Raw genomic sequence first — 12,598 nt, forward strand, 5'->3', positions numbered from 1 at the left:
TTCCCCCGAACCTGTTGCCCCTGTGTCGGGGGGTAGCAGCGGGGCGGGGGGCGACGCGGGCGGCAAGGTGTCGCAAAGCGTCGCATCCTGTGGCGCGGGCGGCAGTCGCGCCGTGAATTCAACCGCTTCAGGCGGGTTCTATGCGGTCCTGCGCCAGCGCGTCGAGCGCCCGGCCGATCGCGGCATCGCCGGGGAAGCGCGCACGGATGCGCCGTACGAACCCCGCCGCGCCCCAGCGTTCGCCGCGCGCGCGGGCCGTGGTGAGCGTCGCCAGCAGGCTTGCCCGGTCGCCGGCCATCGCCGCGATGAACGCCGACCAGCTATGGTCGGGCCGCCCGGCATTCTGCTCGAGCGAGACCGCGCGGCTGAGGATCACGGCATAGGTCGCGGCATGATCGCCGCTGCGGTCGGCGGCGAGCGTCCGGGCGAGGGCGGCGCTGTAGGTCGCCAGCTCCGGTTCGGCACGCAGCCGGGCGCGTTCGGCCAGGTGGCGGACATAGCCCGCGACATCGTCCTTCGCGAGCGCGACGACGCTCAGGCAGTCCTGCACGCTGGCGAGGTCGGGATGCTGCGTCGCGAGCATCGCGAACACCGCGTCGGCCTCCCTCGTGCGGCCTGCCGACCACAGGCCCCAGCCATAATCGGCGAGGATATGGGGGGCGCCGGGCGACAGGGTGCGCGCGGTGTCGAACTCGCGCATCGCCGCGCCATCCTCGCCATTGTCGGCCAGGATGTTGCCGTACCACAGATGCGCCAGCGGGTCGTTCGGGCCGTGCGCGATGGCGCGGCGGAACAGCGTGCCGGCGCGGGCCGGATCGCGATACCACCAATAGGCGATGACCCCGTCGACCCGATCGGCGACCACCGAATTCGGGTCGATCGCCCGCGCCGCCGCCGCCGCCGCCTGCGCCCGGCCCAGCGCCTGTGCATCGCCGGCCGATCCGAATTCGCGGGCGAGCAGCCATGCCTCGGCAAGTGCCTCGTGCGTCGGGGCATGGTCGGGATGGGTGCGGGCGATGGCGCTCAGCGTCCCGATCGCCGCGCGCAGCCGGGGGGCGGCGCGCATCGCCACATCGTCGCGCGCGGCGACATAGCGGGCCTGCGCCGCGCCATCGAAACCGGGGGCGGGGGATTTCTGCCATCCGCCCAGCACCACCGCGCCGCCGCCCAGCAGCAGCGCCGCCGCCGCGACCCACGGCCAGCGCCGACGGCGGGCCGGGGCGGGCGGATCGGCTTCGGGGGCGGGCGCTTCGGGCGGTTCTTCCGGCGCGGGGTCGGGCAGCGCACCCTGTCCGGCACGCCACGCGTCGAGTTCGGCGGCCAATGCATAGACGCTGCGGCTCTTGCCGCCGGGCAGGGCATGGACCGGCAGGGCGCGTTCGCGCGCCCAGCGGATCGCGGTCGACCGGTCGCGACCCAGATAGGCCGCGATCGACTTCCACCCCTCGATCCGCTCCAGCCCCCGGCCTGTGCCATCCCGCGCCCCATCGCACGCCGCCCCCGCAGCGATCGCCCCAGCGATACCGGCGGTTTGCCGGCCGGTCCAGAGCCTCGCGACCGGCCAAAGTTCACTAAGTTCACACTAGTGCGCGGTTTGCGCACCGTGCGGTTCCGGGGCCTGTCCCGGCGTGGGGCAGACGGGGGCGGACGGATGGCGGAACGACAGTGACGGGGTGTGGGCGTGTAGGAAAGCGGTTTGTCAGCGTAGCCGGAGCGCGCGGTCATGGTCCTGTCCCGGCCCCAGGATGCGATGCACGAAGATCCGGTCGGGGAGCGCGGAATAGAGGATGCCATAACCCTTCCACGACCGCCGACGAATGCCGTCGCGTTCGTAGCGAGGCACCAGGGGAAAGGCGTGCGGCATATCGGCCAGCCCCGCTGCAGCCTGCTGCAGTTCGGCGACGAAGGTGGCGGCGCGTGGCGGATTATCCTCCGCGATGAAGCGGCCGATAGTGGTCAGGTCGGCATGGGCGCGGGTCGACAGGACGACCCGTGTCACGCAGGGCGTCCGTATCTGCCGAGGTCGGCAAGCACCGCATCGCAAGCGGTATCGAGATCGACGCCGCCACCGGCGCGCATTTCGGCAAGGCTGTCGGAAATCGATGCGTCGAGGTCGCGAAGCCAGCGGGCTTCGTCGTCGATAGCCTGCTGATCGCGGCGGATCAGGTCGCGGACATAGTCGCTGGCGCTGGCATATTGGCCGCTGTCGATCCTGGCCTGCACCTGGGCGCGCAAGGGGTCGGGGAGCGAGATGTTCATCGATGCCATTGGAAACCTCCAAGTGAAGTATGGCAAAGATTGTCATTGGGTAAAAGGGTGACCGTTCGGTTCACATCTGCCGGCCACGACATGCCTCAACTTTCGCAATGCCGATCGTTATAGCGGGCAGGAATACCGCCAACGAAGGGAAACCGTGGTGGCAACTGCATACCGCGCTCCTGTCGAGGAGCATCGCAAGTTTAAGGCGAAGCCGCGCCCGGACCTCGATCGTGAAGGACTGCGCGCGGACATCAACGAACGGTACAAGAGCAGCTTGGCCTATCTTGGGCGCTAAGCCGCTCTGGCTGACGTTCGCTTAGGTAATCCGTCCGGCTTTTATCAACTGTTGATAGCGCTATAGTCTTCTACCCGAGGAGAATGGCGATGATCAGCGCGGATTTGGGAAAGCAGCTCGAAGGGTTCGTGGCGAAGCTGGTTGCAGACGGCCGCTATAATTCGAAGAGCGAGGTGCTGCGCGAAGGGGTCCGGCTGATTCAGGATCGCGAGGCGCGACTGGCCGCGCTGGATGCGTCGATCGCACGCGGTATCGCCGATGCCGATGCGGGGCGGACGACACCGGCCACGGAGGTTTTCGATCGGCTCGAAGCGAAATATGCCGAGATGGTCGACCGGGGCGAATGATCGTCCGGTTGACTGGCGAGGCCGAGCGCGATCTGGAGGAGATTGGCGACCACATCGCGATTGATGATCCCTATGTGGCGCTTCGCTTCGTTCGCGCGTTGCGCGGTCGGTGCATGGCGCTGGGCGATTTCCCGAACCGTTTTCCCATGGTCGAGCGCTATGCGACAGCCGGGCTGCGCCGCTGCCGCCACGGCAATTACCTGATCTTCTACCGGGTGGAGGAGCAGGCGGTCGTCATCGTCCATGTCCTGCATGGCGCGCGGGATTATCCCGAGATTCTCGGTACCTAAGCTTTCGACATGTCGACACGTCGACCCGTCGCCACCGCCGCCATCCCCCGCACATCGACCCGCGCCTTCAGCCGGGCACCGAGCAGCGCCGTGCCGCTGATCTTGCGCTGGACGAACAGCGTCTCGACATGCGGGACGTGCCAGGTCGCGCGGTCGGCGGCGAGGGCTTTTGCTTCCTCGCGCACCACCGGCACGAAGGCGCGGTCGCCGAAGTCGAACGGGCCGGGGCGCGCCATCGCCTCGTCGATCGCGGCGATGATCCGGTCGACCGCCGGGCGATGCGCGCGCACCGCCGCCGCGCCGAGAAAGCCGGTTTCGACCGCCACGTCGCGGATGCGCAAGCGGTCGTGCGCCAGGCCGGCGGCGATCAGCCGGCGGTACGCATCGGCGGTGTCCGCCGGTACCGGCCGCGTCGCGCCGAAATCGAGCAGCACGATCCGGCCGCTGTCCGCCTGCCAGCGATAGTTTGCGAAATTGGGGTCGGTCTGCATCTCGGCGAATTCGAACAATTCGCGCAAGGTCAGGTCGATCAGCGCGGTCATCGCCGCGTCGCGGGTGGGTTGCGGTGCGGTCGCCAGCCCCTCGATCGGAGTGCCGTCGAGATAGTCCATGGCGAGGATGCGGGAGGTGGTCAGCGCCTCGACCGGGCGCGGCACGGCATAGCGCGGGTCGCCCGCTAGGCGATCGGCATAGCGACGCATCGCGTCCGCCTCGCGCGCATAATCGGCTTCGTCGGCGAGCTGGCGCTTGGCCTCCGCCAGCAGCGGTTTGAGGTCGAGTTCGCGCGGCAACAGGTTGGAGACGCGCAGCAGCGTGGCGACATTGTCGACGTCCGCGTCGATGCTTTCGCGCACGCCCGGATATTGCACCTTGATCGCGAGGCGCCGGCCATCGGCCAGCTCGGCGCGGTGGACCTGCCCGATCGAGGCGGCGGCGATCGGGTTCGCGTCGAACCTGGCGAGCTTGGTCCGCCAGTCCGCTCCCCATTCGGCGATCAGCAATTTGTCGAGCTGCGCCGGGGGCATGGTCTGCCCCTGGTTGCGCAGCTGGGCGAGGATGGCGGCGAGTTCGGGCGGCAACAGGTCGCCGGCATCCATCGAGATCATCTGCCCCAGCTTCATCGCCGCGCCGCGCAGGTGCGACAGCCGGTCGGCCATGCGCCTGGCATTGGCGGGGGTGAGGATCAGGTCGCCCATGCGCGGCCGTTCCCCGCTGGCGATGCGGCGCGCGCCCTCCGCCAGCATCCCGCCCGCGATTCCGCCGGCAAGACGCCCGAATCCGGACAGGCGCGACAGGCGCCCGCTGGGCACGGCGCGGCCGGGGCGAAGGGGTTCGTCGGTCATGGAGGGTGGAGCGAGCGGGCGGGGGAAGGGTTCCGGTGGGTGGGCGAAGGGGTAGGGAGCAAGGCCGCACCGTCCGCGTTGAACGGGGATGCTGCTGTGGGAAGCCTATACCGCGCAAGACGTACCGCCGTCCGACGACCGAGATCGTACGCGGATCGAGGCGGCGATCGGCGGCCGGTTGCCCGATGCCTATTGGGCGCTGGTCGTGGCGCATCAGGGCAATATTCCCGAGGAAAGCGAGGGCGATCCGCCGCCGATCGGCGTGCTGTTGCTGGCCAACGCCCCCGACAGCGTGGAGAAGGACGAGCGAAGCTATTGTATCGAATGGTGCTGGGAGGCGATGCGCGACCGCTATCCCGCCGGCCTGCTGCCCTTTTCCGACGATACCGGCGGCAATGTCTGGGCGTTCGATTTCCGCCGCGATCCCGAACGCCCGGCGGTGGTGTTCATCGATCATGAGATCGAGGGCGAGGATGGCATCACGCCCGTCGCGCCCGACTTCGCCGCCTATTGGGCGCTGGTGACGGCCGTGGCATGAGCCGGTTTGGCGACCTCATCGCCGCCAGGGGGAGTGGCACGCCCTATGACGCGCTGGTCCCGGTATCGCCGGCGCGGATAGAAGCGATCCGGCGCGACTGGCCGGGGGCGCCCGGCGATTTCCTCGAGTTTCTCGGCACGATCGGCGCGGGCAGCTTCGGCGACCGCTATCAGCTGTATGACGGGGTGGTTCCGGCGGATGAGCTGTACGGCACGGACGCGGCGGTCCTGGTCTTCGGCGACGATCTTCAGGGGGTCGGCCACGGGTTCGCGCTGTCGGACGGGCAGGTAGTCGAACTGGATGCGACCGATGGCGGCGTCCGCCCCGTCGCGGCATCGTTCGAAGCGTTCATCCGCGCGACGATCGCCGAACTGGCATGATCGACAGGCTGTCCGACCTGCCCGCTTTGTCCGAAGGCTGGCTCGCGCCGCTACAGGCCGACGATCCCGAACTCTACGCCAAACTGGCGGCAACGATCGCGATTGCGCCCGCCGCCGGGCCGGTCGCGACCGGATTGCCCGCCGGGGTCGATGCGGCGCTGGCGGTGGTCGATCTGTCGGGCAGGGAGATCGGCGCGTTCCGTTTTGCGCCGGCGGCCGGGCCCGACATGCGCGGGCGGCTCGTGGCCTATGACGCGCGGGTCCGCGAAGCGTTCGACACGGGCAAGGATATCGTGTTCGTCGGCGATCATGACTCGGGACCGGTGTTCGTGTCGCCGCACGGGGTCGGCCTGCTCGACATCTCTGCACAACCGCCGCGCATCCGGGCGCTGGCACGCGACTTCACCGGGTTCCTGATCGCGCAGGCCAATGCCTATGACGCGTACAGGCGCTGTCTGGTGGGGGCGGAGGACCTTGCCGGCTACCATGCCGCCGCCGAGGCATGCGCCACGCTGCCGGCGATGGCGGGGGTGGAGGTGGCGACGATTTTCGATGCGCAGCGCTTCGGGTGATGCTGGTGCTGGCGCCCGATTATCATCTCCACGCCCATGGCCCGCCTGCAACAGCGGCGGAAATTGCGCGGTTCATGGCGCGTTATGCCGCACCGCCGCCCGGCTATCTGGCGGTCGTGCGCCAGGCGACTGGGATCGTGCTGCTATGGCAACGACGTGGCGAACTGCGGTTGTGGGGGCCGGACGAGGCGGTCGGCATGGACGAGGCTTACGGCGTATCGGCGCACTTGCCCGGCGCGGTCGCCATCGGCGACAATGGCGGGGGCGAGCTGATCGTGCAGGGCACAGGCACGAACGGACCGGGCCTGTATCTGGTCGCGGCGGGGTCGCTGTTCCTCGACGAGGACGCGCCGTGGATCGCGCCCGACCTGACCGCCTTGCTGGCACGGGGCGAGGGGGCGGATATCGTGTGCCGCAGCGATCCGATCGACCCGGACAGGCTCGGGCCGCCGCTGGTCCTCTAGAAGGGCAAGAGCGACGGCGTGCGCGCGATGAAGCGGATGGCGCGCGCACCGTCCGCCATCGGCAGCCGCAGCGTGACCGCATCGCCGTCACGAGCGGCGACGGTGTTCGAAAAGGGGCTGAACTGTGCATCGACCCGGCGTTCGGTGCCGGGGGGAAGGGCCAGCACGCCGCTGGCCGTCCCGCGCGCGTCGCGGTGCAGGAGCGGGCGGGCGTCGTCATTGTCGGTGCGGGTGTCGAGCAGGTCGGTATCGGTCACGTCGGCGGCGGACAGGACCACCGCCTCGCCCGCCGGCCCGGTCATCGCCAGGCGGCTCAGGTCGATGCGCGCCGGCGCGGTGCCGCGATTGGTATAGACGAGGATCGCCGACTGTTCGCCGGTGTCGGACCAGCGGGCGGAAACCTGCGCCGATACCGATCCGGTCCGAACCGTGGCGGCGGGCTGACCGTCGGCGTCCTGCGACAATAGCAGGCCGGGTGCCGCCACCGGCTCCAGCGGGCCGCCGGTGCTGCGACCGCACGCCGCGAGCAGGAGCAGCGCGAGGAGCGCGGCGGGGCGATGGTGGCGGCGGTCGACGACGGCGAGGGGCATCGGGGAACTCCGGCTGCGTGCTTACCCCCTCCGCATGGCATGGCCACAACGCGGACGGCGGTGTGGAGGTGCCCGCCGGGCTTGCATCGTTTTTCGGTCCGTTGCGTACTAACCGCCGTCCGACCAACGCAAGGAGGAACGTGATGAGCCTGTTGAAGCGGTTGCTGGGTGGTGGGAATGCGCCCGAGGCGCCGGCGAGCGCGCCGGTGCTGGTCAACGCCTATGCGACGCTTGTCGACCTGCCGCCGCTCGACCTGCCGCACCGCCTGCTGGGCGCAAGGGACCGGTCCGATCCGGAACTGGCGGAGCATCTGCGGGGCTTTGTCGGCTATGTGATGAGTCGCGGCGACGGACAGATGACCGCGACGCGCTATTATGTCTGGCGCCATTTGCAGCGCGTGCGCCATCATGTCAGCTTCGAGATCGACGAGGCCCATCTGGGCTGGATCGAGCCTTGGGCGAAGGCGGCCAACGCGCTGTTGTTCCTGCCCGACGGATCGGTGCGCGCGCCGGACGGGGCGATCGTGATCGATGCGCAGGGCGAGGGCGATCCGGACGCTGCGATCCCCTTTCCGGACGATGCGGTAGCGCGCCGCCCGCGGACCCGGGCGGCGCTGGCCGATGCGGTGCTGCAACCGCCCGCCGGCATGGCCCCGGCGCTGGGCGCGGGCGAACTGGTGCTGCGCGCGCCGGAGGAGGTGCTGCACCGTGCGCTGGCGCTGCTCTACCTCGCCGCCCGCGCCCATGCCCGCGCCACCGGGCTGCCGGCGATCCCGGCGGGGCAGGAGGAGCACAACCCGCTCGGCGCCGCCGCGCTCACGCCGCAGGAACGGGCGTTCCTCGCGGACGAGGGTGCCGACGCCGATGCCGCGGCGGGGCTGACCTGGCGCTACGAGGCGGCGAACAGCCTGCTCTGGGCGCTTGGTGTCGCCGGGGCGGAGATCGACGACAGTAGCGCGATGGCCGATGTCGACCGGCTGTGGGCCTCGGTCGCGCCACTGACACGGGGGGCGGGCGCGCAGGCGGTGCGGCTGCGCCCGGCGAGCGAAATCCTCGATGCGCTCGACCGGACATGGCTCGAACACTGGATCGTGCGACAGGCGCGCCAGAAGGAGGTGGAACCGGGCCACATCAACGGCGACGTGGTGGTGGAACGGCACGTCGCGCTCAACTGGCTGACGAATTTCCAGAACGAGCCCGAGGTCGCGTGGGACGATACGGATACGCCGACGTGATGGGCGGCGGGCGTCGTGCCGTGGCGATTACCGGCCGTTCCGACGGTCGACGTCCAGCGTTCGATAATGACAATATCCGGCCATCCGACTATCATTCCAGCGCAATCGACGGAGGACAGCGGTGCTGCAGGCGGCGAGGCTAACCGATCTGGAGAAATGCCCCGGCGGCGGCGGGCCGATCGTCACGGGCGCGGCAACCGTCTTCATCGAAGGCCGGCAGGCCGCGGTGCAGGGGAGCAAGATCGATTGTTCGTCCGGTCCGACCGTGATCGAGAGCGGGTCGCCGACCGTCCGGATCGAGGGTGAACCGGCCGCCCGCCGCACCGACACGACCTGTCACAAGGGGATCATCGACACCGGTGCCGCCACCGTCTTCATCGGCAATGGCGGGGGCGGGAGCGGCGGCGCGGGGACCATGGGCCGCGCCTATCAGAGCGGAGCGCCGTTCGCGCGTGCCTGAACCCGCAGGACAGGCGGCGGTGCAGCTGGGCCGGATCGACGCATCCTATCTGGATACGGCCGCAGAACGTGGGCAGCTCTATGTCCTGGTCGACGGGTGCGCGGTGCCGGGATTGCCGGCGCTGGGCCGGGCGGCCGGCGCGACCTGCCTCTATCGTGGGCAGGCGGAGCGGACCCATGGCGCGCAGGCGCCGTGGCTGTTCCCGGTCGGGCCGGGCGGGCGCGCGACCTTCGTCGAACGGCTCGGGACGGGCGACTGGGGCTGCTTCCTCGTCTCCGCCGCGCCCCCGCCACGGTTGGTGCGGCATCTGCGCTCGCTGCTCGAAGTCCGCTCGCCGGCGGGGGAGAAGTGGCTGTTCCGCTTCTGGGACCCGCGCGTCCTGCCGACGTTCCTGCGCGCATCGGGACCGGTCGAGCTGAACGCGTTCTTCGGGCCGATCGAAAGTTTCGCGGTCACGGGGGGCGAGGGCGATGCCTTTGCCGCATGGCGCGCACCCGAGATCGTCGCCCCGCCGCCGCGTCGTGCGGTGGGCGAAAGGCTGGCGATCACCCCGGCGCAGCTGGCGGCGCTGCGTGGCAACGCGGTTGCCGATCGGCTCGCCCGGACCTTTTCGGCGCCCTATCAATCGCGGGTCACCCCGGCCCGCGACGCGGTGCTGGTGCGAGCGCCCGATGGCGGCGTCACCCGGTTCGGACTGGGCAATGGCGGTCTGATCGACGGCGTCACCAGTCCGTTGGGCCGGCACTGGGCGATCGACGCGCATGAGGACGGGCGCATGGCGCGGATGGTCACGCCATCCGGATCGGCGCTGACCATTGCCTATGACCCCGCCGGCCGGATTGCCGGCGCGGCACGGGACGGCGTGGAGCGGTTTCGCGCGACCCATGACCGCGACGGGCGGCTGACCCGCGTCGATTTCCCCGACGGCACCGCGGCGGAGGTCGATCATGCCTGGCAGGGCCGCGCCGCGCTGGGCGATCCGGACGGCATGGTGATCCGAGCATGGCGCGACCGGATCGGCCGGGTCGAACGCTTCGCCCAGGACGGAGCGCAACTGACGGCGGCACAGGACGGTGCCGGCAACGTCACCCGGTTCGACCGCGATGCGGCGGGACGGACCTGCGCCACCCGCTTCGCCGATGGCGGGGTGGAACGTTACGACTATGACCCTGCCGGCCATGTGGCGCGCATCGTCCGGGCGAGTGGCGAACCGCTCGACGTCGCATGCGATGACGCGGGGCATCCGCGCCGCATCACCGCCGCCGATGGCGCTGTCGAGGAATATGAACGTGACGATGCCGGCCGCCTGATCGCCGCGCACAATGGAGAGATCGAACTCCGCTGGACCTATGACGATGCCGGCCGCCTGATCGAGGAGCGGCAGGGCGACGCGGTGGTGCGGCACCTGCATGACGACAGCGGCCCGGTCGGCATCGTCTATCCCGACGGCACGATGCTGCGCTGGCAGCGCGATGCCGATGGGCGGATCATTGCCTTCACCGACTGGAATGGCGGTATCCACCGGGTCGACTATGCCGCGCGCGACGGCGGATGGCGGATGACCGGCCCCGATGGGCTGAGCGTCGCGACGTTGCAGGACCCGGCCGGCTTTCCTGCAACGGTGACGGCGACGCTGGGCGACGACCCGCTGTGGCGGGTGGACTATGCTCATGATGCGGAGGACCGCCTGACCGGGCGCCGCGACAGCCGGTTGGGTGAAATCCGGTTCGACTATGATGCCGAGGGACAGGTGCTGGGCTTCGCGCACAGCCACGGGCGCGGCGAACGTTATGCCTATGACGGGGCCGGCAACCGGGTGCAGGGGCCGGCCGGCGCCGCGACGTTCGATCCGTGCAATCGTATCGTCACCGACGGCGCCACGCGGTTCGCGCACGATGCGCGCGGCGCGATGACGATGCGTGCCGGGCCGGACGGGGAGTGGCGCTATCGCCATGACGGGTTCGGGCGACTGGTCGAAGCACGCGATGCGCAGGGACGTACGCTGGCCTTCGGCTATGATCCGCTGGGGCGGCGGATCTGGAAACGCGCCACCAGCATGGAAGGGATGACGCTCACCCGTTTCCACTATGCCGGCGAGCAGGTGATCGCCGAGACGGTCGAGCGGGACGGCGTGGGGGCGGTGATGCGCGCCTATGGCTATGCGCCGCTGTCGTGGACGCCGGTCTTCCTGCGCGATGGCGGCGTGGTCCATCGCTATCATTGCGATCCACTCGGCGCGCCCGTCCGGCTGACCGCGCCGGGCGGCCGGATCGTGTGGGAAGCGGATGGCGATCCGTTCGGGCGGGCGCGGGTCCATGTGGCGGAGGTCGCCCAGCCCATCCGCCTGCCGGGCCACTATGCCGATGACGAGTTTGGCTTCGCGCTGCATTACAACCGGCACCGTTTCTATGATCCGGCGACCGGCCGCTATGTCAGCCCCGATCCGATCGGCGTGGCCGGCGGGCTGAACCTCTACCAATATGTCGGCAACGACCCGGTCAACCGCGCCGACCCGCTGGGTCTGTGGTGGAAATCGGCGCTGAAGGTCGTGGCGACGGTGGCGGTGGCGGTGGCCGCTGCGGCAGTGGTGGTCGCGCTGGCGCCGGTGACGGTGCCGGCCGCGCTCGTGGTGATCGGCGCGGGCGCGGCGGCGGGTGCCGCCGGCATGATGATGAACGAGGCGCTGAACCAGGAAGAGTTCTGCCTTTCGTGCATCCTGAAGGCCGGGCTGGTCGGTGCGGTGGCGGGTGCGGTGGCGGCGGTTCCGTTCGCTTTTGCGCCGGCAGCGCTGGGTGTGGCGAGCTTTGCCGGGCTGGGTGCGGGCAGCGGGTTCCTCGGGTACGGAACCGAAGTGCTGCTGGGCGCGCGCGAATGGAACTGGGGCGAAGCCGCGACTGCCGTAGGGCTGGGCGCGGTGACGGCGGGTGCGGGGCGCTATATTGCCGGGCGCTATCCGCGCACGCCTGCCAAGCCGACTGAAGCATATAATCGGCAGAAACATTACGGCCGAACGCCAACCGCCGCGGATCGCAAAGCCATTGGCGCTGGCAAAAACCAGGTGGCGGATCATGATCCGCCGCTGGTACAGCGCTACTACGAAGGCGACCCCGCGCGCGGTGAGAAGCCGGGATGGCAGATGACGCCCGAAGAAAGGCGTGCCAGCGCGAACGATCGTAGTAGAATGAGTGTGCAGTCCAAGGCCGATTCCGACACGCAGGGCGGCAAAATGTCGGCTTATTCTCGTAAAAAGCGAAGGGAACACGGACTTTGACCTGGAACGCATCGATCCGCAGCCATTATGAAAAATCATGGGGTAAGGCCGAAGGTGTCAGCCCTTTCGACAAGGGACCCGTGGCCGAGCTTCCGGCGGACTTCGACGTGCTGATCTTTCCGCCCCGCAGCGAGCGCGCCATGTGGACCTATGCGACGGTCGGCATGGCGCAGCCGGGCGACGAGGATCCGATCGAACTGCACCTCTTCTCGCCCGATCGTTCGGAAGCGATCGCCGAAATCCTGTATGCCGTCGCGCATTATCACCGGACCGGCATGCGCCTGGGCCTGGGCGACAGCGTCAATTTCGGCCGTCCGTGGCTGCCGGGGGCGACGTGCGATCATGGGCTGATCTCGTTGCCCTATCTCGACGGGCCGGAACTGGAGGTCGGGACGATCGGCGGCGAGGGGGTCCGCTTCTACTGGCTGGTGCCGATCACGGCGGCGGAGAAGGCGTACAAGGCGCGGCACGGGCTGGAGGCGCTGGAGACGCGGTTCGAGGAAGGGGCGCTGGATTATTGCAACCCGGCGCGGCGATCGATGGTATAGCGTGGA

The 12,598-nt window shown here is 69.6% G+C and carries 15 protein-coding genes; 10 read left to right on the plus strand and 5 right to left on the minus strand.

What is annotated here, in order from left to right:
• Nucleotides 1-127: 127 nt before the first annotated feature.
• The 3 genes from PPZ50_RS18230 to PPZ50_RS18240 form a co-directional block, all read right to left on the minus strand.
• Nucleotides 128-1,324 carry a tetratricopeptide repeat protein gene (locus PPZ50_RS18230; protein ID WP_272815866.1) on the minus strand — a complete coding sequence of 399 codons (1,197 nt, stop codon included), beginning with the start codon at nt 1,322-1,324 and terminating at the stop codon, nt 128-130.
• A 375-nt stretch (nt 1,325-1,699) separates the two neighbouring features.
• On the minus strand, nt 1,700-1,999 hold the full coding sequence (locus tag PPZ50_RS18235; RefSeq protein WP_272815867.1) for a type II toxin-antitoxin system RelE/ParE family toxin: 300 nt from the start codon (nt 1,997-1,999) through the stop codon (nt 1,700-1,702).
• Nucleotides 1,996-2,268, minus strand: coding sequence for a ribbon-helix-helix domain-containing protein (locus tag PPZ50_RS18240; protein WP_272815868.1), 273 nt, complete (start codon nt 2,266-2,268; stop codon nt 1,996-1,998). Before PPZ50_RS18240 ends, PPZ50_RS18235 begins: the two co-directional genes overlap by 4 nt.
• A gap of 375 nt (nt 2,269-2,643) precedes the next feature.
• Here PPZ50_RS18240 and PPZ50_RS18245 point away from each other — a divergent pair, with 375 nt between their 5' ends.
• Nucleotides 2,644-2,901: a type II toxin-antitoxin system ParD family antitoxin gene (locus PPZ50_RS18245; RefSeq protein WP_272815869.1), complete on the plus strand. Its 258-nt coding sequence runs from the start codon at nt 2,644-2,646 to the stop codon at nt 2,899-2,901.
• Entirely contained in the window at nt 2,898-3,191 is a 294-nt protein-coding gene (locus PPZ50_RS18250; protein ID WP_272815870.1) for a type II toxin-antitoxin system RelE/ParE family toxin, read from the plus strand. Before PPZ50_RS18245 ends, PPZ50_RS18250 begins: the two co-directional genes overlap by 4 nt.
• On the opposite strand, the gene PPZ50_RS18255 is transcribed toward PPZ50_RS18250, so the two are convergent.
• Nucleotides 3,188-4,534, minus strand: a complete 1,347-nt coding sequence (locus PPZ50_RS18255; protein ID WP_272815871.1) for an ABC1 kinase family protein — start codon at nt 4,532-4,534, stop codon at nt 3,188-3,190. The two genes, PPZ50_RS18250 and PPZ50_RS18255, sit on opposite strands and share 4 nt — an antisense overlap.
• A gap of 88 nt (nt 4,535-4,622) precedes the next feature.
• Here PPZ50_RS18255 and PPZ50_RS18260 point away from each other — a divergent pair, with 88 nt between their 5' ends.
• From PPZ50_RS18260 to PPZ50_RS18275, 4 genes are read left to right on the plus strand one after another with little or no spacing between them, the layout of a single operon-like run.
• Nucleotides 4,623-5,072: an SMI1/KNR4 family protein gene (locus tag PPZ50_RS18260; RefSeq protein ID WP_272815872.1), complete on the plus strand. Its 450-nt coding sequence runs from the start codon at nt 4,623-4,625 to the stop codon at nt 5,070-5,072.
• Entirely contained in the window at nt 5,069-5,452 is a 384-nt protein-coding gene (locus PPZ50_RS18265; protein ID WP_272815873.1) for a hypothetical protein, read from the plus strand. The genes PPZ50_RS18260 and PPZ50_RS18265 overlap by 4 nt, the downstream gene beginning before the upstream one ends.
• Nucleotides 5,449-6,024: a hypothetical protein gene (locus PPZ50_RS18270; RefSeq protein WP_272815874.1), complete on the plus strand. Its 576-nt coding sequence runs from the start codon at nt 5,449-5,451 to the stop codon at nt 6,022-6,024. The genes PPZ50_RS18265 and PPZ50_RS18270 overlap by 4 nt, the downstream gene beginning before the upstream one ends.
• Nucleotides 6,024-6,488 (plus strand): hypothetical protein, encoded by a 465-nt coding sequence (locus PPZ50_RS18275; RefSeq protein ID WP_272815875.1) that lies wholly within the window; start codon nt 6,024-6,026, stop codon nt 6,486-6,488. The genes PPZ50_RS18270 and PPZ50_RS18275 overlap by 1 nt, the downstream gene beginning before the upstream one ends.
• Here PPZ50_RS18275 and PPZ50_RS18280 read toward each other — a convergent pair.
• Nucleotides 6,485-7,078, minus strand: coding sequence for a hypothetical protein (locus PPZ50_RS18280; RefSeq protein WP_272815876.1), 594 nt, complete (start codon nt 7,076-7,078; stop codon nt 6,485-6,487). The genes PPZ50_RS18275 and PPZ50_RS18280 overlap by 4 nt on opposite strands.
• Nucleotides 7,079-7,221: 143 nt before the next feature.
• Between PPZ50_RS18280 and PPZ50_RS18285 the strand changes: the two genes are divergently transcribed.
• The 4 genes from PPZ50_RS18285 (at nt 7,222) to PPZ50_RS18300 (ending at nt 12,592) form a co-directional block, all read left to right on the plus strand.
• Nucleotides 7,222-8,313, plus strand: coding sequence for a DUF4272 domain-containing protein (locus PPZ50_RS18285; protein WP_272815877.1), 1,092 nt, complete (start codon nt 7,222-7,224; stop codon nt 8,311-8,313).
• Between the two features lie 121 nt (nt 8,314-8,434).
• Entirely contained in the window at nt 8,435-8,773 is a 339-nt protein-coding gene (locus PPZ50_RS18290) for a PAAR domain-containing protein (protein ID WP_272815878.1), read from the plus strand.
• Nucleotides 8,766-12,044 carry a DUF4123 domain-containing protein gene (locus PPZ50_RS18295; RefSeq protein ID WP_272815879.1) on the plus strand — a complete coding sequence of 1,093 codons (3,279 nt, stop codon included), beginning with the start codon at nt 8,766-8,768 and terminating at the stop codon, nt 12,042-12,044. Before PPZ50_RS18290 ends, PPZ50_RS18295 begins: the two co-directional genes overlap by 8 nt.
• Before the next feature lie 80 nt (nt 12,045-12,124).
• Nucleotides 12,125-12,592 (plus strand): suppressor of fused domain protein, encoded by a 468-nt coding sequence (locus PPZ50_RS18300; protein ID WP_272815880.1) that lies wholly within the window; start codon nt 12,125-12,127, stop codon nt 12,590-12,592.
• The last annotated feature ends 6 nt before the right edge of the window (nt 12,593-12,598 follow it).

Source organism: Sphingomonas hankookensis (assembly GCF_028551275.1).
Lineage (GTDB): Bacteria > Pseudomonadota > Alphaproteobacteria > Sphingomonadales > Sphingomonadaceae > Sphingomonas > Sphingomonas hankookensis_A.

Coding starts and splice junctions, on each gene's coding strand:
- PPZ50_RS18240 (WP_272815868.1), bottom strand. CDS start 2,268: ATGGCATCGATGAACATCTCGCTCCCCGACCCCTTGCGCGCCCAGGTG.
- PPZ50_RS18245 (WP_272815869.1), top strand. CDS start 2,644: ATGATCAGCGCGGATTTGGGAAAGCAGCTCGAAGGGTTCGTGGCGAAG.
- PPZ50_RS18250 (WP_272815870.1), top strand. CDS start 2,898: ATGATCGTCCGGTTGACTGGCGAGGCCGAGCGCGATCTGGAGGAGATT.
- PPZ50_RS18255 (WP_272815871.1), bottom strand. CDS start 4,534: ATGACCGACGAACCCCTTCGCCCCGGCCGCGCCGTGCCCAGCGGGCGC.
- PPZ50_RS18260 (WP_272815872.1), top strand. CDS start 4,623: ATGCTGCTGTGGGAAGCCTATACCGCGCAAGACGTACCGCCGTCCGAC.
- PPZ50_RS18265 (WP_272815873.1), top strand. CDS start 5,069: ATGAGCCGGTTTGGCGACCTCATCGCCGCCAGGGGGAGTGGCACGCCC.
- PPZ50_RS18270 (WP_272815874.1), top strand. CDS start 5,449: ATGATCGACAGGCTGTCCGACCTGCCCGCTTTGTCCGAAGGCTGGCTC.
- PPZ50_RS18275 (WP_272815875.1), top strand. CDS start 6,024: ATGCTGGTGCTGGCGCCCGATTATCATCTCCACGCCCATGGCCCGCCT.
- PPZ50_RS18280 (WP_272815876.1), bottom strand. CDS start 7,078: ATGCCCCTCGCCGTCGTCGACCGCCGCCACCATCGCCCCGCCGCGCTC.
- PPZ50_RS18285 (WP_272815877.1), top strand. CDS start 7,222: ATGAGCCTGTTGAAGCGGTTGCTGGGTGGTGGGAATGCGCCCGAGGCG.